18 protein-coding genes are annotated in these 20,806 nt (G+C 71.9%); 3 read left to right on the forward strand and 15 right to left on the reverse strand.

The window, feature by feature from the left end; all coding sequences use genetic code 11:
• Window positions 1–14: 14 nt before the first annotated feature.
• The 13 genes from KY498_RS14830 to KY498_RS14890 form a co-directional block, all read right to left on the reverse strand.
• The gene (locus KY498_RS14830) at window positions 15–773 is read right to left on the reverse strand and encodes an amino acid ABC transporter ATP-binding protein (protein ID WP_191008997.1); all 759 of its coding nucleotides are present in this window, start codon (window positions 771–773) and stop codon (window positions 15–17) included.
• Window positions 770–1,627: an amino acid ABC transporter permease gene (locus tag KY498_RS14835; protein ID WP_101306785.1), complete on the reverse strand. Its 858-nt coding sequence runs from the start codon at window positions 1,625–1,627 to the stop codon at window positions 770–772. The genes KY498_RS14830 and KY498_RS14835 overlap by 4 nt, the downstream gene beginning before the upstream one ends.
• Before the next feature lie 22 nt (window positions 1,628–1,649).
• Window positions 1,650–2,504, reverse strand: coding sequence for a transporter substrate-binding domain-containing protein (locus KY498_RS14840; protein ID WP_191008996.1), 855 nt, complete (start codon window positions 2,502–2,504; stop codon window positions 1,650–1,652).
• A gap of 117 nt (window positions 2,505–2,621) precedes the next feature.
• Window positions 2,622–3,065 carry a hypothetical protein gene (locus KY498_RS14845; RefSeq protein ID WP_191008995.1) on the reverse strand — a complete coding sequence of 148 codons (444 nt, stop codon included), beginning with the start codon at window positions 3,063–3,065 and terminating at the stop codon, window positions 2,622–2,624.
• 12 nt (window positions 3,066–3,077) lie between these two features.
• Window positions 3,078–3,767, reverse strand: a complete 690-nt coding sequence (locus KY498_RS14850) for an NAD(P)H-dependent oxidoreductase (protein ID WP_191008994.1) — start codon at window positions 3,765–3,767, stop codon at window positions 3,078–3,080.
• Window positions 3,764–4,216 (reverse strand): MarR family winged helix-turn-helix transcriptional regulator, encoded by a 453-nt coding sequence (locus tag KY498_RS14855; RefSeq protein WP_191008993.1) that lies wholly within the window; start codon window positions 4,214–4,216, stop codon window positions 3,764–3,766. Before KY498_RS14855 ends, KY498_RS14850 begins: the two co-directional genes overlap by 4 nt.
• A 52-nt stretch (window positions 4,217–4,268) precedes the next feature.
• Complete coding sequence (locus KY498_RS14860) at window positions 4,269–5,066, reverse strand: transglutaminase family protein (RefSeq protein ID WP_061781833.1); 798 nt, start codon at window positions 5,064–5,066, stop codon at window positions 4,269–4,271.
• Window positions 5,067–5,369: 303 nt separating this feature from the next.
• Complete coding sequence (locus KY498_RS14865) at window positions 5,370–6,173, reverse strand: HpcH/HpaI aldolase/citrate lyase family protein (RefSeq protein ID WP_191008992.1); 804 nt, start codon at window positions 6,171–6,173, stop codon at window positions 5,370–5,372.
• Entirely contained in the window at window positions 6,158–6,940 is a 783-nt protein-coding gene (locus KY498_RS14870) for a 2-keto-4-pentenoate hydratase (RefSeq protein ID WP_375140944.1), read from the reverse strand. Before KY498_RS14870 ends, KY498_RS14865 begins: the two co-directional genes overlap by 16 nt.
• 2 nt (window positions 6,941–6,942) lie before the next feature.
• Window positions 6,943–8,106 (reverse strand): 3,4-dihydroxyphenylacetate 2,3-dioxygenase, encoded by a 1,164-nt coding sequence (hpaD, locus tag KY498_RS14875; protein WP_191008991.1) that lies wholly within the window; start codon window positions 8,104–8,106, stop codon window positions 6,943–6,945.
• Between the two features lie 29 nt (window positions 8,107–8,135).
• On the reverse strand, window positions 8,136–9,656 hold the full coding sequence (gene hpaE, locus KY498_RS14880; RefSeq protein WP_060960417.1) for a 5-carboxymethyl-2-hydroxymuconate semialdehyde dehydrogenase: 1,521 nt from the start codon (window positions 9,654–9,656) through the stop codon (window positions 8,136–8,138).
• Between the two features lie 22 nt (window positions 9,657–9,678).
• On the reverse strand, window positions 9,679–10,347 hold the full coding sequence (locus tag KY498_RS14885; RefSeq protein WP_191008990.1) for a GntR family transcriptional regulator: 669 nt from the start codon (window positions 10,345–10,347) through the stop codon (window positions 9,679–9,681).
• On the reverse strand, window positions 10,344–11,888 hold the full coding sequence (locus tag KY498_RS14890; protein ID WP_191008989.1) for a fumarylacetoacetate hydrolase family protein: 1,545 nt from the start codon (window positions 11,886–11,888) through the stop codon (window positions 10,344–10,346). Before KY498_RS14890 ends, KY498_RS14885 begins: the two co-directional genes overlap by 4 nt.
• A 112-nt stretch (window positions 11,889–12,000) precedes the next feature.
• On the opposite strand from KY498_RS14890, the gene KY498_RS14895 reads away from it, so the two are divergent.
• Both KY498_RS14895 and KY498_RS14900 read left to right on the forward strand, forming a co-directional pair.
• Window positions 12,001–13,389, forward strand: a complete 1,389-nt coding sequence (locus tag KY498_RS14895; protein WP_060960420.1) for an MFS transporter — start codon at window positions 12,001–12,003, stop codon at window positions 13,387–13,389.
• An 18-nt stretch (window positions 13,390–13,407) separates the two neighbouring features.
• Window positions 13,408–15,303 carry an FAD-dependent monooxygenase gene (locus KY498_RS14900; RefSeq protein WP_191008988.1) on the forward strand — a complete coding sequence of 632 codons (1,896 nt, stop codon included), beginning with the start codon at window positions 13,408–13,410 and terminating at the stop codon, window positions 15,301–15,303.
• A gap of 88 nt (window positions 15,304–15,391) precedes the next feature.
• Here the strand turns inward: KY498_RS14900 and KY498_RS14905 are convergent, their stop codons facing one another.
• Window positions 15,392–17,155: a Na+/H+ antiporter gene (locus KY498_RS14905; protein WP_101306778.1), complete on the reverse strand. Its 1,764-nt coding sequence runs from the start codon at window positions 17,153–17,155 to the stop codon at window positions 15,392–15,394.
• A 245-nt stretch (window positions 17,156–17,400) separates the two neighbouring features.
• The gene (locus KY498_RS14910) at window positions 17,401–19,065 is read right to left on the reverse strand and encodes a thiamine pyrophosphate-binding protein (protein ID WP_191008987.1); all 1,665 of its coding nucleotides are present in this window, start codon (window positions 19,063–19,065) and stop codon (window positions 17,401–17,403) included.
• A 263-nt stretch (window positions 19,066–19,328) separates the two neighbouring features.
• Between KY498_RS14910 and KY498_RS14915 the strand changes: the two genes are divergently transcribed.
• Entirely contained in the window at window positions 19,329–20,771 is a 1,443-nt protein-coding gene (locus tag KY498_RS14915; RefSeq protein WP_082734230.1) for an aldehyde dehydrogenase family protein, read from the forward strand.
• Window positions 20,772–20,806: the final 35 nt, after the last annotated feature.

Genomic DNA, 20,806 nt, shown 5'->3' on the forward strand with positions numbered 1-20,806 from the left:
GGATCGCCCGCCGCTCAGCCGGAGAAGCGGGAGAGGAACGCCCGGGTGCGCGGGTGCTGCGGGGCGGCGAAGACGGATGCCGCGGCGCCCTCCTCCACGATGACGCCGTCGTCGAGGAAGACCACCCGGTCGGCGACGTCGCGGGCGAAGGCCATCTCGTGGGTCGCCATGAGGATCGTCGTCCCCTCCGCGGCGAGGGCGCGCACGAGCTCGAGCACCTCGCCGACGAGCTCCGGATCGAGAGCCGAGGTGATCTCGTCGAGCAGGAGCACCTCGGGATCGGTCGCGATGGCGCGCACGATGGCGGCGCGCTGCTGCTGGCCGCCGGAGAGGCGGTCGGGGTGGGCCTTCGCGAAGTCGGCGAGGCCGACGCGGGCGAGCAGGTCGCGCGCGCGGTCCTCGGCCTGCGCCCGCGGCAGCCGGTGCACGACGCGCGACGCGAGGGTCACGTTGTCGAGCACGGACAGGTGCGGGAAGAGGTTGTAGCTCTGGAACACGGCGCCCAGTCGCGCCCGCACGCGGTTGCCGTCGACGCGCGGGTCGGAGATGTCCTGCGCGCCCAGCCAGATGCGTCCGTCGTCGATGGGCTCGAGCAGGCCCAGGCAGCGCAGCAGCGTGGACTTTCCCGACCCCGATGCGCCGATGAGGGCGACCACCTCGTGCGCCGAGAGCGACACCGAGACGCCGCGCAGCACGTCGCGGTCGCCGAACGACTTCCACAGGTCGTCGGCGCGCAGCACGGGCGCGCCGGGGCCGTCGGCGGGCCCGGTCACAGGATCGATCCCTGCTGCTCGCGTTCGCGCAGCCGCGCCGTGTACCAGTCCGTGAGGCGGATGGTCGGGATCGCCAGCAGGATGAACAGGATGCCGGCGACGACGTACGGCGTGAAGTTGTAGCTCAGCGATGCCGCCGACCGGGCGGCGGCGATGGCGTCGATCGCCCCGAGGATGGAGATGAGGCCCACGTCCTTCTGCATGGAGATGAAGTCGTTCATCAGCGCCGGGGTGACCTTGCGCACCGCCTGGGGGAGCACGACACGGCGGAGGGTCTGCACGTAGCCGAGCCCGAGTGCCCGCGCCGCGAGGCGCTGCGAGGGGTGGACGGCCTCGATGCCGGCGCGCAGCACCTCGGCGACGTACGACGAGTAGGTGAGCGTGACCGCGACGACGCCGAGCACGACCACCGGGATCCGTGTGTTCATGATCGTCGGCACGCCGAAGCCGATGAGGTAGAGCACGATGATGAACGGCAGCCCGCGGAACAGGTCGGTGTACCCGGCGGCCAGCACGCGCAGCGGGAAGAACACCGGGCCGCGGACGGTGCGCAGCACGGCGATGACCAGCGCCACCGCCGACACCGTGACGAGCGAAATGCCGAGCACCTGCAGGTTGATGAGGAACCCGTCCCAGATCTTGGGCAACGACTGCAGGGCGATCTGCGGATCGAAGAACGCCCGCTGCACGCTCGCCCAGCCGGGCGTGTCGATGACGGTGGCCCAGACGATCGCGGCGAACACGAGGCTCGAGGCGACCGCGACGAGCACCGACCGGCGCTCGCGGCCGCGCCGGAAGGCGCGCCGCTCGAGCTCGAGCGCGCTCGGCGCGCGGGTGGTCGAGTGACTGGTCACAGAGCGACGTTACCCGAGCCGGTCACTGCAGCTGGGGCACGCCCTCGGTCAGCACCGACAGCCACGTCTTCTTCAGCTCGTCGAGGGTGCCGTTCTCGCGCAGCGTGTCGACGGCCGCGCTCACCTTCGCGGTGAGCGGCGAGTCCTTGGCCAGCAGCAGTCCCCACTGGTCGGGGATGCCGGCGGCGGGCAGCTCGCCCACGACGAACGAGTTCTCGATGTAGGGCGCGTTGACGGCGACGTAGGCCGTGGGGGTGTCCAGGACGATCGCGTCGATCTGCCCCGCCTTGAGGGCGGCCACCGCATCCTCGTTGGAGTTGTAGAGCGAGGGCGCCGTGGCCGGGGCGATCGCCTTCTCGAGGGTGGCGGCGCTCGTCGAGCCGGTCATCGCGCCGATCGCGAGCGCCTTGAGGCCCGCGATGTCGGTGATCCCCTGCGCCTTCCCGCCCTTGAGCGCCACGACCGACTGGCTGGCCTCGTAGTACGGCGTGGAGAAGTCGACCGCCTGCTTGCGCTCGTCGGTGATCGTGTACTGCTGGATGTTGATGTCGAAGTTCTTCGGCCCCGGGGCGATGGCCGACTCGAAAGAGGTGCGCACCCACACGACGTCCTCCTTGGCGAAGCCGAGCTGCTCCGCCACGGCGTAGGCGACGGCGGCTTCGAAGCCCTTGCCCGAGGCGGGGTCGTCGTCGTACACGTAGGGCTCGTACGCCGTCTCGCCCGTGGCGACGGTGAGCTTGCCGGGCGTGATGTAGCCGGCATCCGCGTCCGCCGAGCCCGAAGCGGTGCCGCCCGTGCCGCCGGCGCAGCCGGCGAGGGCGAGGGCGAGGGCCGCCGCGGTGGCGGCGAGGGCGGTGCGCAGGATGGGACGCGTCATGGAGACCTCCGGGTGGGATGGGCGGCACGCGGGATGCTGTGCGCGGATGCCGCGACCTCCATCTTCGCCGGACCCGCGTGCGGGGGCGGCGTCGGGCGACGCTTTGTTACGAGGTCTTCACTCTTTGCGACCGAGGCGCTCGGCGGCGCGGTCGTAGTACCGGCCGGCGCGCGCCTCGATCCTCTCGTCGATCTTCGCGTACACCAGCCAGCCGATCGCGATGATGATCGGCGGCAGCACGGCGGCCCAGAACCAGCTTCCGCCGGCGTTGACCCGGGTCAGCAGGAGCGTGATGACCCAGACGATGGCCGCGACCGCCAGCACGATCGCGCCCTGGACGAGGGCCTCGCCCGCGCGGGTGCGCTCGGAGGCCGACCGTGCGGCCGCCGAACGGAACCCCTTCTCGGCGATCGGCTTGACGACGATCTCGGCGAGGGAGAGCACGACCGAGGCCCAGATCGCGGCGACGCCGACGCGCGCGGGGGTCAGCAGGCCGATCAGCAGCAGCACGACGAGGTTGAACACGTACAGCGACGCGAACCGGACGATCCAGGCCTTCATCCCGTCAGCGTGTCACGTCTGCGACGAGTTGGCGAGTTCGGTATCCGCCGCAGCGGCGCCCGCGGTCGCCGCGCGCGGTGCCCGCCGGCGCGACGCGGCGTCGGTCCGCCCGTGGTCGGCGACACGGTCGATCCAGCCGCGCCGTGCCGTGTCGTCGCTGAAGCGGACGGGGGTGAAGCGGGAGATGCCGACGGTGCGCACGCCGCAGTACCCGAGCGTCGCGCGCGTGAGGGAGGCCTCCGCGGCCCCGCGGTACACCAGCCGGTTCCAGAAGCGCGGCGAGTCCATCGTCATGACGATGCGCGCGGTCCTCCCCGCGAGGAGGCGCTCGGACAGCGCCGAGCGCTCGCGATAGCGGAAGGTCGCGCCGGAGAGGAAGACGCGGTCGATGAAGGCCTTCAGTGCCGCGGGGGTCGTTCCCCACCACTGCGGGTGGAAGATCACGAGGTGATCGGCCCAGAACACGTCGTCGAGGTAACGGGCGACGTCCGCGTCCAGCGGCAGGTCGTCGGGGCGGTCGGCGCGCGGGGCGCGCAGCTGGTCGCGCGAGCGCGGGTGGTCGGGGATGGGATCGTGTGCGAGGTCGATGACGCGGACCTCGGCGCCCGCGGCGCGCGCCGCGTCGACGTAGGAGCCGGCGAGGGCGTGGGTGAGGGTGTCGGGCAGGGGAGTGCCGACGATGACGAGCAGACGGCGGTTCATGTGGTGCGACCTTTCGCGATGACGATCTCGGTGAGGATGCTGAGGTGGGCGTTGAGGCCGGCGGGCTCGATGCCGGTGGGGGAGTGCGCGGGGTCGAGACGGGGGTCGGCGAGCATCTCGGTGAACGCCGCTTCGAGCTCTCCGCCCGCGACGCGCACCAGCTCCGCCCCACGGGCGGTGAGGGCGAGCACGACGCGCCGGCCGTCGCCGGGCGTGGCCGTGATCCAGCCGTCGGCGACGAGTGCGGGCACGCGCTTGCTGACGGCGGCCTTCGTCACCCGCAGGCAGTGGGCGAGGCCCGTGATGTCGATGGGGGCGCGCTCGGCGAGGGTGGCGAGCACCTCGAAGAGGTTGAAGCTCACCCCGTGCCGCTCGCGCAGCCAGGCGTCCGCGAACAGGTCGAGCTCGCCCACGAGCTCGTGGAGGGTGACGGTGATGCGGTCGGCCATGCTACGAGTCAACCAGTTGACATGGTGATGTGTCAACTGGTTGACTCGGGGGTCACTGCAGACGGACGAGACGGTCGAGGTCGTCGCCGGGCAGGACGTCGGCGGTGGCCGTGACCCGCACGTCGACGAGGTCGGCGCGGCCGCTCAACACGTTGAGGAACGCCGTGTCGGCGGCATCCCGCCCCGTCGCGATGCGCACGAGCGTGTCTCGCGGCGCCAGGGTGGTGGCGTCGACGATGCGCCACGCCCCGTCGATCCAGGCCTCCGTGACCGCGTGGAAGTCCATGGGGTCCAGACCGGGTGCGTAGACCGCGACGAGCCGTGCGGGGATGCCGCGGGCGCGCAGCAGGGCGACGCACAGGTGGCTGTAGTCGCGGCACACGCCCTGGCGGGCGAGCAGCGTGCGGGTGGCGCCGTCGGTGGGCAGGCTCGATCCGCTCACGTACGACAGCTCCGTGCCCACCCACGACGACACCGCGAGCAGCAGCGCGGCGGCGTCGTCGATGCCGGCGAACTCCGCCCCCGCGGTGGGCGCGAGCGCGTCGGACTCGGCGTAGCGGCTGGGGCGGCCGTAGACCAGCAGCTCGGTCTCGTCGGCGGTCAGCGGCGCGGCCGTGCCGTCGATCGTCGCCCCGTAGTCGAGCCGGAGCGTTCCGGTCGGGGCGTGCACGCGGTGCAGGCGTCCGCCGTGCGCGTCGGCGAGCTCCCGCACCGGCACGGGGGCGCCGTCGACGCTGACGCTCAGCGCCTCGGATGCCGGGGCGTACGCCGCGGACACGGCGACCGCGAACACGAGGTCGGCGGGCTCGGTGACGCTCAGCTCGATGTGTGCGGTGACGGTCCTCTGCATGGGCCCAGCCTCGCACGCGCCGGGGGCGGGTGCGCGGGGGTTGACATCGCCGCGGGCGGGGCGTTTCGACTCGCTGCGCTCGCTCAACGACCGGGGGTGCGGGGGCGGGGCGTTTCGACTCGCTGCGCTCGCTCAACGACCGGGGTGGGGTGGGGGCGTTTCGACTCGCTGCGCTCGCTCAACGACCGGGGGTGCGGGGGCGGGGGCGTTTCGACTCGCTGCGCTCGCTCAACGACCGGGGTGGGGTGGGGGCGTTTCGACTCGCTGCGCTCGCTCAACGACCGGGGGTGGGGCGGGGGCGGCTCAGTACGAGCCGCGTACCGTGTCGTCCGCCGCGGGCACCCACCGCGCCGCGAGCGCCTCCGACCCCCGCGCGAGCAGCGCCACGTCGGCGCCGACGAGGACGAAGACGGCCCCGGCATCCAGATACGACTGGGCCACGCGCGGGTCGAACGCATTGACGCCCACGGGTGTGCCCGTCGACCGCACCGCCTCGAAGGCGCGGATCACGGCGGCCGTGACGTCGGGATGGGTCTGCTGACCGAGCAGCCCCATCGAGGCGGCCAGGTCGCTCGGCCCCACGAAGACCCCGTCGATGCCGTCGACCGCGGCGATCTCGGCGGCCGCGTCGACGCCCTCGGCCGTCTCGACCTGCACGAACACCGAGACGTACGCGTCGGCGTTCGGGAGGTAGTCCTCGACGCGGTTCCAGCGGGCGGAACGCGCGAGCGCGGAGCCGACGCCCCGCCGGCCGCGCGGGGGATAGCGGGTGGCCTCCACGACGGCGCGTGCCTCGGCGGCCGACGACACCATCGGCACGAGGATGTTCTGCGCGCCCAGGTCGAGCACCTGCTTGATGGTCACGACGTCGCCGATCGGCAGGCGCACCACCGCCGTCGCGGGCGACCCCTCGACGGCCTGCAGCTGCTCCCGCACGGAGGCGAGGGTGTTCGGCCCGTGCTCCATGTCGATGAGCAGCCAGTCCAGGCCCGAGCCCGCCATGATCTCGGCGACGAGCGCGGAGCCGGAGCACACCCAGCCTCCGGCGAGGGGGCGGGATGCCGCGGCCAGCCGGTCGCGGAAGGTCGGGCTCAGACGAAACGACACTCGATGACCCCCATCTCGCCGAAGTCGCAGCGCACCTCGTCGCCGCGTCGGACCCACATGGGCCGCGTGAACGACCCGGCGAGGATGATCTCGCCCGCCTCGAGTCTGGCACCGTGCTGCGCGAACTTGTCGGCGAGCCACGCCACGCCCGCCGCGGGATGGCCGAGGACGCCGGCGGCGACACCCGTCTCCTCGATCTCGCCGTTGCGGCTGAGCACGCCGGGCACCCAGCGCAGGTCGATCTCGTCGGGCCGGCGATGGACGTCGCCGAGCACCATCGCGCCGTACGCGGCGTTGTCGCTGATCGTGTCGACGATCGTGCGGCCCTCCAGCTCGATGTGCGAATTGAGCACCTCCAGCGCGGGCACCGCGTAGTCGATCGCCGCGAGCGCGTCCTCGAGCGTGCAGCCCGGCCCCGCGAGCGGGGTTTTCAGCACGAAGGCCAGCTCGACCTCGATGCGCACGTTCGAGAAGTGGTCCACCGGGATGGCCGCTCCCGTCGGGTAGACGGTGTCGTCGAACATGACGCCGTAGTCGGGCTCGGTGATGCCGGTGGCCTGCTGCATCGCCTTCGAGGTGAGTCCGATCTTGCGGCCCACGAGAGTGCGTCCGGCCGCGATCATGCGGTCGCGCCAGACGCCCTGGATCGCGTAGGAGTCGTCGATCGTCGCCTCGGGGTGTCGCGCCGTGATCCGGGGGATGACGGTGTGGGTGCGGTCGGCTTCGGCCAGCTCCTCGGCGAGGCCGGCGATGGTCTCGGCATCCATGATCAGAGCTGGTGGCCCAGCTTGTACTCGCCCTGCTTCCATTCCGGCAGTGACGACTCGTCGTCGCCGCGGGTGTAGCTGAAGCCGTCGGCGCCGATCGTCACGGCCATCTCCGAGGCGTCGGTGCGGGTGACGACGGGCTGCGGGTTGCCGTCCAGGTCGAGCACGAGCGACGCATCGGTGTACCAGGACGGCACGACCGGGGTGCCCCACCAGTCGCGGCGCTGGTTGTCGTGCACGTCCCACGTGACGACGGGGTTGTCCGGGTCGCCGGTGTAGTAGTCCTGCGTGTAGATCTCGACGCGGTGGCCGTCGGGGTCGCGCAGGTACAGGTAGAACGCGTTGCTGACGCCGTGGCGGCCCGGCCCGCGCTCGATCATGTCGCTGCGGCGGAGGGCGCCGAGCTTGTCGCAGATCGCGAGGATGTTGTGCTTCTCGTGGGTCGAGAACGCGACGTGGTGCATCCGCGGGCCGTCGCCGCCGGTCGTCGCCGTGTCGTGCACGGTGGGCTTGCGGCGCATCCAGGCGGCGTAGACCGTTCCCTCCTCGTCCTGGATGTCCTCCGTCACGCGGAAGCCGAGGTCCTGGTAGTGGCGCACCGCCCGGGGGACGTCGGGCGTCACCTGGTTGAAGTGGTCGAGGCGCACGAGCGCTCCCGGTGTGTACAGGTCGTACCGCCAGGCGAGCCGCTCGACGTGCTCCGTCTCGTAGAAGAACTCGTACGGGAAGCCGAGGGGGTCGACGACCCGGACGGCGTCGCCGATGCCCTTCGTGAAGCCCTCCGGGTTGCGGCGCACGTCGCAGCCGAGCTCGGTGTAGAAGGCGACGGCGCGGTCGAGGTCGTCCGCGGAGCGCACCCGGTAGCTGAACGCGGCCACGGCGGCGATCGGCCCCCGGCGCAGGACGAGGTTGTGGTGGATGAACTCCTCGAGCGAGCGCAGGTAGACGGTGTCCTCGTCCTCCTCGGTGACCGTCAGCCCCAGGACGTCCACGTAGAACTCGCGGGAGCGCGCCAGATCGGTGACGACGAGCTCCATGTAGGCGCAGCGCAGGATGTCGGGGGCCGGCGACGTCGGGGTGGCGACGGGGTTGTCCGAGGCGATGGGCGCCTCGGGCGAGACGAAGAACCCGGACGAGGTCTTCGTCATGGTCGAGCGGTCGGTCATGTCAGCGTCCTTGCGTGATGAGGGGTGGGTCAGTTCTTGCCGAATGTCGGGTTGTGGACCGCGCCGAGCGTGATGTGCACGGCCTGCTGGTCGGTGTAGAAGTCGATGGAGCGGTAGCCGCCCTCGTGGCCGAGGCCCGACGCCTTCACCCCGCCGAACGGGGTGCGCAGGTCGCGGACGTTGTTCGAGTTGAGCCAGACCATGCCGGCCTCCACCGCCTGGGCGAAGTTGTGCGCGCGTCTGAGGTCGTTGGTCCAGACGTAGGCGGCGAGCCCGTAGCGCGTGTCGTTGGCGAGCGCGAGGGCCTCCTCGTCGGTGTCGAACGGCGTGATCGCGACGACCGGACCGAAGATCTCCTCCTGGAAGATGCGGGCGTCGGGGGCGACGTCGGCGAACACCGTCGGGGCGACGAAGTTGCCGAACGCGAAGCCCTCGGGCCGTCCGCCTCCGGCGACCAGGCGCCCCTCGGTCTTGCCGATCTCGACGTAGCCCATCACCTTCGCGAAGTGCTCGGGGTGCACGAGCGCGCCGACCTCGGTCGCCGGGTCGTGCGGGTAGCCGACCTTCACGCGCGACGCCTGCGCCGCGTAGCGCTCCACGAACTCGTCGTAGACGCCCCGCTGGACGAGGATGCGGCTGCCGGCCGTGCAGCGCTCGCCGTTGAGGGAGAACACGCCGAAGATGGTCGCGTCGATCGCGGCATCCAGGTCGGCGTCGGCGAAGACGATCGCCGGGCTCTTGCCACCGAGCTCCATCGACAGGCCCTTCAGGAACGGCGCCGCGTTGCCGAAGATGATCTGGCCCGTGCGGCTCTCGCCCGTGAAGGAGATGAGGGGCACGTCGGGGTGCTTCACGAGGGCATCGCCCGCGTCTTCGCCGAGGCCGTTGACGAGGTTGAAGACGCCCTGCGGCAGGCCCGCCTCCTCGAAGATCCCCGCCCAGAGGGATGCCGACAGCGGCGTGAACTCCGCGGGCTTGAGCACGACGGTGTTGCCGGTCGCCAGGGCGGGGCCGAGCTTCCACGACTCGAGCATGAACGGGGTGTTCCAGGGCGTGATCAGCCCCGCCACGCCGATCGGCTTGCGGTTGACGTAGTTGATCTGCCGGCCCGGCACCTTGAAGGTGTCGTCGGACTGGGCGACGATGAGGTCCGCGAAGAAGCGGAAGTTCTCCGCGGCTCGCCGTGCCTGACCGAGGGCCTGGGTGATGGGAAGGCCCGAGTCGAAGGATTCGAGCTCGGCGAGACGGGCGTCGCGCGACTCGACGATGTCCGCGATGCGGTGCAGGATGCGGGAGCGCTCGCGCGGCAGCATCCGCGGCCAGGGCCCCTCGGTGAAGGCGCGTCGCGCCGCGGCGACGGCGAGGTCGATGTCGGCCTTCTTGCCGGCCGCGGCCCGCACGTAGACCTCGTTGCTGACCGGCTCGAGCACCTCGAACGTGTCGCCGTCGACCGCATCCACGAAGCGTCCGTCGATGTAGTGGCGGATGCGGTCGGGCAGGTCGGCGGGTACATGCCGCGTGTCCAGGGCCGGAGTCGTCGTGTCGGTCATGGTCTCTCCGATCGATGGCGGGTCAACGCCCGGGGGTGTCGTGTCGGGCCTGCAGGAACGCGTCGAGCGTGCGCAGGCGGTGGGTGCGGGTGAACATCTCCAGCTCGTCCGGGTCGGCCTGGCCGCGGATGAGGTCGAGGATGCGATCGTGCTCCTCCACGGAGTGGCGCGGGCGCCCCGGGATGAGCGCGAAGGAGGTGTCGCGAAGACCCGCCAGGCGCGACCAGCCGCGATCGACGAGGTCGAGGATGTGCGGGTTGGGGCAGCGGTCGAACAGCACGGCGTGGAAGCGCTGGTTGAGCTGGGTGTACGTGTGCGCGTCGAAGTCGTCGAGCAGCCGGTGCATGCGTGCGTTGATCTCGGATGCCGCGGCGAGGTCGTCCGCCGTCACGAACGGCGCGGCGAGGCGCGTCGCGTAGCCCTCGACGAGGCTCAGCGTCTGCATCGTGTGGACGTAGGCCTCCTCGTCGACCACCGACACCCGCGCGCCGACGTTCTTCTCGAACGTGACCAGATGTTCCGCCTCGAGGCGGCGGATCGCCTCGCGCACCGGCACCACGCTCATCTCCAGCTCCGCGGCGATGGCGCCGAGCACCAGCCGGTAGCCGGGCCCGTACTCGTGGCGGTGGATGCGCTCGCGGATCCAGTCGTAGGCGATCTCCGACTTGCTGCCGGTGGCGACCGTGGTCATCGCGACTCCTCGTAGATGGCGCGCCAGTGCGCGTTCATCGGGAACAGGCCCTCCACGGGATGGCCTTCGGCGACCCGGGCGGCGATCCACGCGTCCTCCTCCTCCTGGAGGAGTGCCGCGTCCGCGATCTCCTGAGCCCGTGCCGGAGGGATGACGATGACGCCGTCGGCATCGCCGACGAGGATGTCGCCGGGCTGCACGGTCGTGCCGCCGCAGGCGATCGTGACGTTCACGTCCCAGGGCACGTGCTTGCGGCCGAGCACGGCCGGGTGCCCGCCGACGGTGTAGACCGGGATGCCCACGTCCGCCACGGCGGCGATGTCGCGCACGCCGCCGTCCGTGACGATGCCGGCGGCGCCGCGGGCGTGGGCGCGGATGGCGAGGACGTCGCCGAGCGTTCCCGACCCCGCCTCGCCGCGGGCCTCGATCACGATGACCTCGCCGTCCGCGACGGTGTCGAAGGCGCGCTTCTGCGCGTTGTAGCCGCCGCCGTGGCTGGCGAAGAGGTCTTCGCGGCCCGGGACGAACCGCAGCGTCTTCGCGGTGCCGACGAGCTTGCTCGCGGGGTGCAGGGGGCGCACGCCGTCGATCGTGACGTTGTCGAGTCCGCGCTTGCGCAGCTGCTGCGACAGTGCGGCCACCGGGGTGCGCAGGAGTTTGTCGCGCAGCTGCGGGCTCAGCGGCCCTCCGACGCGGCCCTCCGGCCCGGCGGAACCCTGAGCCGACACGCCGTCACCCGCCAGGCCGGCGGCCTCCCGCGAGCCCCAGGCCTCCTCGCGCTGCAGATCGTCGACGGCCGGCAGCGATCCGAGCGTCTCGTCGAACGGGATGTCAGGACCGTCGACCACCGTGGTGATCAGGCGTCCGGTGCTCGCGCCGGTCGCCGGCACGTCGACTTCGACCTCGACGACCTCGCCGGGGACGACGACGGAGGAGCCGGCCGGTGTGCCCGTCAGGATGATGTCGCCGGACTCCAGCGTGAAGTGCTGCGAGAGGTCGGCGACGAGCTGCGCGAGCGGGAAGAGGAGGTCGTCGGTGGTGCCCTCCTGCCGCAGCCGGCCGTCCACCCAGGTGCGCACGCGGAGGGCGGTGGGGTCGAGGTCGGCGGCGGGCAGCAGCGTCGGCCCGATGGGCGTGAACCCGTCGCCGCCCTTGGAGCGGACGTTGGAGCCCTTGTCGTTGGCGCGCAGGTCGTAGAGGCCGAGGTCGTTGGCCGCGGTGACCCAGCCGACGTGCCGCCAGGCGTCGTCCACGCCGACCCGTCGGGCGGCGGTGCCGATGACGAGTGCGATCTCGCCCTCGAACGCCAGCAGCTCGGTGCCGGCGGGCCGTTCCACGACACCGCCCGAGGCGGCGACGGAGCTGGACGCCTTGAAGAAGTAGGAGGGGGCGGCGGGTCGGCGGCCGCGCTGGGCGGCCCGCGACTCGTAGCTGAGGTGGACGGCGACGATCTTCCCCGGCCGGCTCGGCAGCGCGGCGAAACGGGTGTCGACGGCATCCGCCGTGTCGTTGTCAGTCACCGTGGGGTGGTCGATGGTCATGAGCTCCCTCGCCCTTGCGTCGTATCCGAAATCGTATATGATCGTTCGCACCGGAGCAAGCATCGCTTCTCCGCACGACAGAGACGTCACACGACACGGGAGTCACACACCGATGAGCGCATCCCCGAGCCAGGCCGGCGGGTTCACCCCGACCGGCACGATCGCCGCCCACACCGATCGCCGCCGGGTGGTGTTCGCCACCATCGTGGGCACGACGGTCGAGTGGTACGACTTCTTCATCTACGCCTCGGCGGCCGGCCTCGTCTTCGGCCAGCTGTTCTTCGCGCCCGCCGGCGAGGGCTTCGCCCAGGTGCTCTCGTTCATCACGGTGGGCATCAGCTTCCTGTTCCGGCCCTTCGGAGCCTTCCTCGCCGGCCACTTCGGCGACAAGTACGGCCGCCGCCTCGTCCTCATGGTGACGCTCGTCCTGATGGGCATCGCGACGACGCTCGTGGGGTTGCTGCCCACGTATGCCGCGATCGGCATGGCCGCGCCGATCCTCCTCGTCCTCCTGCGCATCCTCCAGGGCATCTCGGCCGGCGGCGAGTGGGGCGGCGCGGTGCTCATGGCCGTCGAGCACGCGCCCAAGACGCGCCGCGGGGTCTTCGGCGCCTCGCCGCAGATGGGCGTTCCCCTCGGACTGCTCCTCGCGTCGGGCATGCTCGCCCTGATGGCGCTCATCGCGCCGGGGGAAGCCTTCCTGCAGTGGGGGTGGCGGGTGCCGTTCCTGCTGTCGTTCGTCCTGATCGTCATCGGCTCCTACGTGCGCCGCCGGGTCGAGGAGAGCCCCGTGTTCACCGAGCTCGCCGAACGCAAGGAGGAGACCCGGATGCCGATCGTGCAGCTGTTCCGTCGTCACGCGCTCCTCGTGATCGTCGCCGCGCTCGTCTTCGCCGGCAACAACGCCGTCGGCTACATGACCACCGGCGGCTACATCCAGCGCTACGCCACCGACCCCAAGGGGCCGATCGGCCTCGCGACGGCCGACGTGCTGGGCGCCGTCACCCTGTCGGCGATCACCTGGCTGCTGTTCACGTTCCTGTCCGGCTGGATCTCCGACCGCATCGGGCGCCGCACCACCTACCTGATCGGCTGGGTGCTGCAGCTGATCGGCGTGTTCCTCCTGTTCCCGCTCGTCGACACGGGATCGATCGTGACGCTGACCGTCGGTCTGGTGATCCTCACCGTCGGCCTCGGGTTCACCTACGGCCCGCAGGCCGCGCTGTACGCCGAGCTGTTCCCGGCATCCATCCGCTTCTCGGGAGTCTCCATCTCCTACGCGATCGGGGCCATCCTCGGCGGGGCGTTCGCACCCACGATCGCCCAGGCGATCGTCCAGGCGACGGGGTCGACCACGGGCGTGACCTGGTACCTCGCCGGCATGACGGTGCTGGGCCTCGTCGCGACCCTGCTGCTGCGCGACCGCAGCGGCATCCCGCTCGGTCCCGACCACGAGGCGGAGCAAGCCGTGAGTCCCCTCTACGGCATGTCGAAGGCGTGAGCCGGAAAGGCGACGACGATGCAGTTCCATCACCACGGGTACGTCTCGGAGGATCCGCGGGTGCTCCCCGCCGCCGGCACGGGCCTCGACCGTCCCGCCGCGCTGCCCGACGAGATCGACGTGCTCATCGTGGGCTCGGGTCCGGCAGGGATGCTGCTGGCCGCGCAGCTGTCGCAGTACCCCGATGTCGTCACCCGCATCGTGGAGCGGCGCAGCGGACGCCTGCCGCTCGGTCAGGCCGACGGCATCCAGCCGCGCAGCGTCGAGACGTTCCAGGCGTTCGGCTTCGCCGAACGCATCATCGCCGAGGCCTACAACATCGGCTGGATGAACTTCTGGGGGCCCGACCCCGAGAACCCGCGCGCCATCGTGCGCCGTTCGCGCACCGCCGACTACGCGTACGACATCAGCGAGTTCCCGCACCTCATCGTCAACCAGGCGCGCGTGCTCGACTACTTCGCCGAGGCGGCGGCCCACGGGCCCGGGCGGATCGTCCCCGACTACGGCATCGAGTTCACCGGGCTCACCGTCCACGACACGGGGGAGTATCCCGTCGAGGTGGGGCTGCGGGTCGTGGCCGGGCCGGACGCGGGAGACGAGCGGGTCGTGCGCGCCAGATACGTCGTCGGATGCGACGGGGCGCGCAGCGGCGTGCGGGCGGCGATCGGGCGCGTGCACGTCGGCGACATCTCGCAGCACGCCTGGGGCGTCATGGACGTGCTGGTCGAGACCGACTTCCCCGACTGGCGCATCAAGTGCGCGATCAACGCCGAAGCGGGCAACATCCTCCACATCCCGCGCGAGGGCGGCTATCTCAGCCGCGTCTACGTGGATCTCGGCGCGGTCGCCGCGGACGACGACCACCGGGTGCGCCAGACGCCGATCGAGGAGATCATCCGGCGCGCAGGCGAGATCCTCCATCCGTACACGCTCGATGTGAAGAGCGTGGCCTGGCACAGCGTGTACGAGGTGGGCCACCGGGTCACCGACGGCTTCGACGACGTGCTCGACGGCGGCCGCGACCCGCGGGTCTTCCTCACCGGGGATGCCTGCCACACCCACAGCGCCAAGGCCGGACAGGGCATGAACGTGTCGATGCAGGACGGGTTCAACCTCGGCTGGAAGCTCGGCTCGGTGCTCACCGGGCTGAGCCCGGCATCCCTGCTGTCGACGTACGGCGCCGAACGGCGTCCGGTCGCGCAGCAGCTCATCGACTTCGACAAGGAGTGGTCGTCGTTGATGGCGAGGAAGCCGGAGGAGATCTCCGACCCCACCGACCTCGCGACCTACTACCTGGCGACGGCCGAGTTCCCGTCCGGATTCATGACGACCTACACCGTCGGTGCGGGCGTCGTGGCGAGCGACGCGTACCAGCACCTCGCGACGGGCTTCCCGGTCGGCAAGCGGTTCAAGAGCGCACCCGTGACGCTCGCGGCGGACGGCAACGTGGTGCACCTCGGTCATCACGCGAAGGCCGACGGCCGCTGGCGCCTGTACGCCTTCGCCGACGCCGCCGGCACGCGGGCCGACTCCGCCGTCGCCGGCTTCGCGCGGTGGCTGGCCGAGGCGCCGGACTCGCCCGTGCGCCGCTACACCCCGCACGGGAGCGACGTCGACGCGATCTTCGACGCCAAGGTGGTCTATCAGGAGGGGTTCGAGGAGATCGACGTCACCCGGGCCCCCGCGATCTTCCGGCCCCGATCCGGTGCCCTCGCCCTCACCGACTGGGAGAAGGTGTTCGCCGCAGCACCGAACCGCTGGAACGACGTGGACATCTTCGACGCGCGCGGACTGTCGCGGGACGGTGTGCTGGTCGTCGTGCGCCCCGACCAGTACGTCGCGGCCGTCCTGCCCCTGGAAGCGACGGACGAGCTGGCATCGTTCTTCGCGGAGTGGATGCTGCCCGTGGCGTGACCGGCCCCGTGGGGTCGGTGGTGTCGGCCGGCGTGGGGCGTCTCGACTCGCTGCGCTCGCTCAACGGCCGGGGCGCTCTCCCGGTCCGTCAGTCGAGGTCGTCGAAACCGCTCAGGCGCAGCTCCTCCGCATCGAGGTGGGCCTCGAGCCGCCGGGCGAGCAGGTCGTCCACCGTGCCCTCGCGACGCAGGCGCAGCAGCACCTCCCGCTTGCGGTCGAGCAGCGCGAGCTTGAGCCGGGTCATCTCCTCGAACCGGGTCAGCGGCGAGCGCTGCGTGAGATCGATCCCCGTCGACGCGGCCAGCATCGTCAGGGCCGTCACGCTCTCCGAGGCCGCCTCGGCGGGGGATGCCGCGGCATCCACGACGGCCTGCGCGCCCGTGTCGGGAGCCGACGGGGCGGCGACCATACCCTCGAGCTGGGCGATCTGATCGGCATCCGAGGCGGCCTGCGCCCGGGCGAAGGCACGGGCGTTGGCCAGCTCGAGCATGTCGTAGCCGTCGCGGCGCGCGCGTTCGCGGACCTCGTCGCTGATGCCGTGCTCGGCGGCGATGTCGTCGAGGGCCGCGATGGCGGCACCCGTGATCGTGCGCTGAGCGAGCTCCAGCTCGTCGGCCGCCCACTCGTCGCTCGGCAGCTGCGCCCACCGCACGACCGCGGGCAGCAGCGGACCCTGCACGAGCAGGCTCAGCACGATCACTCCGGCGGTCACGAACACGACGGCATCCCGCCCGGTGAGGGGGTCGCCGGCCGACGTCGTGAGGGGGACGGACAGCGCGATCGCGAGCGAGACGGCGCCGCGGAAGCCCGCGACGGTGCTGACGATGCGGGCGCGGTTGAGCGAGCCCGGGCCGGTCCGGGCGGACAGACCGGGCGTGCGCGGTCGCGAGAACGGGGAGACCAGCAGCTGGAAGACGTACCGGACCACCAGCAGCGCCGCCCACGCGGCGATCGTGAGCAGGACGAGCCCCCACAGCTCGCCGGGGGAGATCTCGTGGAGGACGAGCTGCACCTCGAGCCCGATGAGCACGAAGAGCGCCCCGTTGAGCAGATACACCCCGAACGGCCACGCCGCCGTCGCGGTGCGGCGCGAGGCCGCCGTCGTGATGCGCGGGGAGGCCCAGGCGATGATGAGGCCCGCGAAGACGACGGCGAGCACCCCCGAGGCGTTGACGAGCTCGGCGAGCAGGAAGGCCGTGAACGGGACCAGCAGCAGGGTGACGTTGATCGACAGGGCGTTGCGCATCCGCCGCAGCGACACGTAGGCGAGCGCCGCCACCGCGATGCCCGCCGCCGCGCCGCCCAGATACGACATCAGCACCGTCGCGGTGATCGACCAGCCGGTGACGGTGTCGCCGAGGGCGACCGAGATCGCGATCGCGTAGAGCACGAGGGCCGTGCCGTCGTTGGTCAGGCTCTCGGCCTTGAGCTTCATGAACGTGCGCTGCGGCAGCAGGCGTCCGAGGGCCGCGACGGCGGTCGCGTCGGGCGGGGCCACCGCCGCGCCGAGGATCATCGCGGCGGGCCAGGGCAGGCCGAACATCGTCGCGACCCAGGCGACGGCGAACGCCGAGGCGACCACCAGCAGCGTGCTCATCGGGATGATGTACCGCAGCGACCGGCGCACGCCGCGCAGCGATGTCGTCAGGCTCTCCCAGAACAGCATGACCGGAAGGAACAGCAGCAGGACGGTCTCGGGCGGCAGCTCGATCTGCCGCAGCGCCGGGACGAATCCGAGCAGCAGCCCGATGACGAGCAGCACCAACGGTGTCGCCACGCGCAGCCGCGGCGCGAGGATCGTCCCCGCCAGCACCGCGAGCCCCAGCAGGACCGTGACCTCCAGGCCTTCCATGGCACCCCGTTTCCGCGCGCGCGTTCGCCGACGGCTTTCCCGTCGAACCCCAGTGTGCGCCACAGACACAGCGTTCCGACAGGCCCCGGCATTCCCGCCCGCGTCCTCGCCCCGTCCCTTCCGTATTCAGTCTCGACGCCGGGCTCGGCTCGGGTCGGCCGCGGGATTCCGCGGTCGCGGTCGCGGCTGGTGCGTGCGCAGACGGAGTACGGCACGCGCCGACGAATGGGAGCCCAGGGGCGGGGTCAGGAGTTCACGCGGATGATCTCCTGCTGGTAGGGGGCGATGACCGCGCCGGAGATGCGGCAGTCGAGCAGCAGGAACGGCCGGTCGGATGCCGGGGCCGCGGCCCATTCCCCGAGCACGTCCAGATCGTCGAGCGTGCGCACGACGACGCCGCGGGCTCCGACCGCGGCGGCGAGGCCGGCGAAGTCCACCTCGGGGATGAGCATCGGTCCGCGCGCCAGCCCCTGCAGGCCGTAGAGGTTGACCTCGGCGCCGTAGGCGGCGTCGTTCCACACGACGGCCAGCCCGCGGCCCGCGGCGACGCGCACGGCGGATTCGAGGTCGGCGAGCGCCATCAGCCCGCCGCCGTCTCCCGTGCACAGCACGACGGTGGCATCCGGCTTCGCCATCGCGGCGCCCGGCACCGAGGGGAAGCCGAGCCCGATCGACTGGTACGCCGTGCCGACCATCATCATCCGGTCGGGCGATGCCACGGGCCAGTACATGTTGGGCCACCCGAGGAAGTGGCCGCCGTCGGTGACGACGACCCGGTCGCGCGTCGACGGCGCGCTCTCCAGCAGCTCGCCGATGCGCGCGGCGACGGCGCGCGGGTCGAGGCGTCCGTCGGGAGCGAGGCGGTCGCCGTCCTCGCGCCCCCGCAGGGCCGCGAGATCGATGCTCTCGCGCCAGCCGCTCGGCGTCCCGCCGAGGGCGTCGAGCTCCGCGCACAGCGCCTCGGCGACCAGCCGCGCGTCGGCGCGGATGTACCCGCCGACGTGGGGATGCGTCGCCGCGGGGGCGATGTCGACCTGGACGACGCGCGTGCCGGGCGCGAACAGCGCGCCGAAGCGCATCGTGAACTGGTTGAGTCCCGCGCCGAAGACGACGGCGACGTCCGCGGTGGAGAGGAGCTTCATCGCTCCTTCGGCGCCGAAGCCGCCCGTGACGCCCAGGTCGAACTCGCCGCGCGGGAAGATGCCTCGCCCGAGGGCCGTGGTCGCCGTGACGGCGCCGGTCGCGTCCGCGAGGCGGCCCAGGGCCGCGCCCGCACCCGCGATCCATGCGCCGCGGCCGGCGAGGAGGACGGGACGCTCGGCGGCGGCCAGCGCCCGGCCCAGGTCGGCGATGGCGGCGCGGGCGAACGGGGAGGGCGCGAGAGGGGCGGGGAGCACCGGCTGGGGCGCCGCGGGCACGGGCCCCGCGTCGAGCTTCGCGACGTCGTAGGGGATCGCGAGCACGGTCGGCACCCGATAGGTCAAGGCGTGCTCGATCGCGATGACGGTGGTGGCCGCGGCATCCGTGCGACCCACCGTGTACGTGCGGGCGCCGACGGCCGACGCGAGCGCGATCTGGTCGACGCCCCAGGGCCGCGGCCCGGAGGTGGGCTCGTCGCCGACGACGAGCACGAGCGGCACGTGCGCCTGCACGGACTCCGCGAGAGCCGTGAGCGTGTTGGTGAAGCCGGCGCCGTAGGTGGCGGTCGCGGCGGCGAGCCGCCCGCACGCGCGGTGATAGGCGTCGGCGGCGACGACGCCGCCCGCCTCGTGGCGGACCGCCGTGTAGTGCACGTCGGTGGAGCGCTCCAGCGCGTCGAGGACGTGGGCGTTGCCGTTTCCCATCACCCCGAAGACGTGGTCGATGTGGGCGGCGAGGGTCTGGGCGACGTGCGCGGACACGGTGGGCATGGGTCCTCCGGGAGACGGGACGGTGAATGGATGCCGTATGTGTCTCGCGTGCCCCTTTTTCGAGCACCGGATGCCGCGTCGCGTCCGGACGTGTCGATTATAGGGGCGGGGATGCCGGGGAGTACGGCCCGGGACCGCGTCGCCGATCCCCTCTCGCACGGGCAACCCCCGCGCGCCCGGCGACAATCCGCGCGGGGCGCCGCCGCCGACAATGAGAGTCATCGCGCCGCACCGCCGCGCTCGGATCCACGAAGGAGACATCGATGTCCGACTCACCGACCATGCTCGACGAGGCCGCGCTGCTCGCGCGCGTCCAGGCCCCCGAAGGGGAGGGGCGCGAGATCCTCGACGCCGCCACCCGTGAGGTCATCGGGCGCGCCCCCGTCCAGTCGGAGGAGGAGCTCGACGCGGCGGTCGCACGTGCCAAGGCCGCCCAGCCCGCGTGGGACGCCCTCGGCCACGCGGAGCGCTCCGCCCTGCTGAACGCCGCCGCCGACGCGATCGACGCCAACGCGGAAGCGCTCGCACGGCTCCTCTCGCGCGAGCAGGGCAAGCCGCTCAACGGTCCGAACGCGCGGTTCGAGGTGGGGGCGTGCTCCGCCTGGCTGCGCACGAACGCGGCCACCGTTCTGGAGCCCCAGGTGCTCGTCGACGACGCGAACCTGCACGCCGAGCTGGTCTACAAGGCGGCCGGCGTCGTCGGTGCGATCAGCCCCTGGAACTGGCCGATGATGATCTCGATCTGGCAGATCGGCCCGTCGCTGCGGATGGGCAACACGGTCGTGATCAAGCCCAGCAGCAACACGCCGCTCAGCGTGCTCGCGCTGGTCTCGGTGATGAACGAGGTGCTCCCCGCCGACGTGCTCATCGCCGTGTCGGGCCCCGGCGCGGTGGGCGGGCGCCTGGCCGCCCACCCCGACGTCGCGAAGGTGATGTTCACCGGCTCGACGGAGGTCGGGCGCCAGATCATCGAGAGCTCGGCGGGCAACTTCGCGCGCCTGACGCTCGAGCTCGGCGGCAACGACGCCGGCATCGTGCTGCCGGACACCGACGTCAGCGCGATCGCCGACGACCTCTTCTGGGGCGCGTTCATCAACACGGGGCAGACGTGCGCCGCGATGAAGCGGCTGTACGTGCACGACTCCGTCTACGACGAGGTCGTCGACGCGCTCGCCGAGATCGCGGCGCGCACACCCATGGGCCCCGGCCTCGACGAGCGCAACGTCCTCGGCCCGGTGCAGAACAAGGCCCAATTCGACCTGGTCGCCCAGCTCGTCGACGACGCCCGCGCCCACGGCGGCCGGGTCGTCACCGGCGGCGAGGCGGCCCCCGAGCTCGGCGAGCTGTTCTACCGCCCGACGATCGTCGCCGATGTGACCGACGGCATCGCGCTCGTCGACGAGGAGCAGTTCGGTCCCGTGCTCCCCGTCATCCGCTACAGCGACATCGACGACGCCTTCGCCCGCGCCAACGCGGCCGAGGTGGGACTGGGCGCGTCGGTGTGGTCGAGCGACCCGGCCGAGGCCGCCTCCTACGCGACGCGCATGCAGTCGGGCACCGTCTGGGTCAACTCGCACGGCGGGCTGCACCCGATGGTCCCGTTCGGCGGCGTGAAGGCCTCCGGCTACGGCCTCGAGTTCGGCGTCGAGGGCCTGAAGTCGGTCGCCGTGCCGCAGGTCGTGAGCACCCCCGGCCGCACCTCCTGACCGCGCACGAAGAAGGGGCGGATGCCGTGGCATCC

The sequence above is a fragment of the Microbacterium sp. PAMC21962 genome, assembly GCF_019443465.1.
GTDB classification, from domain to species: domain Bacteria; phylum Actinomycetota; class Actinomycetes; order Actinomycetales; family Microbacteriaceae; genus Microbacterium; species Microbacterium hominis.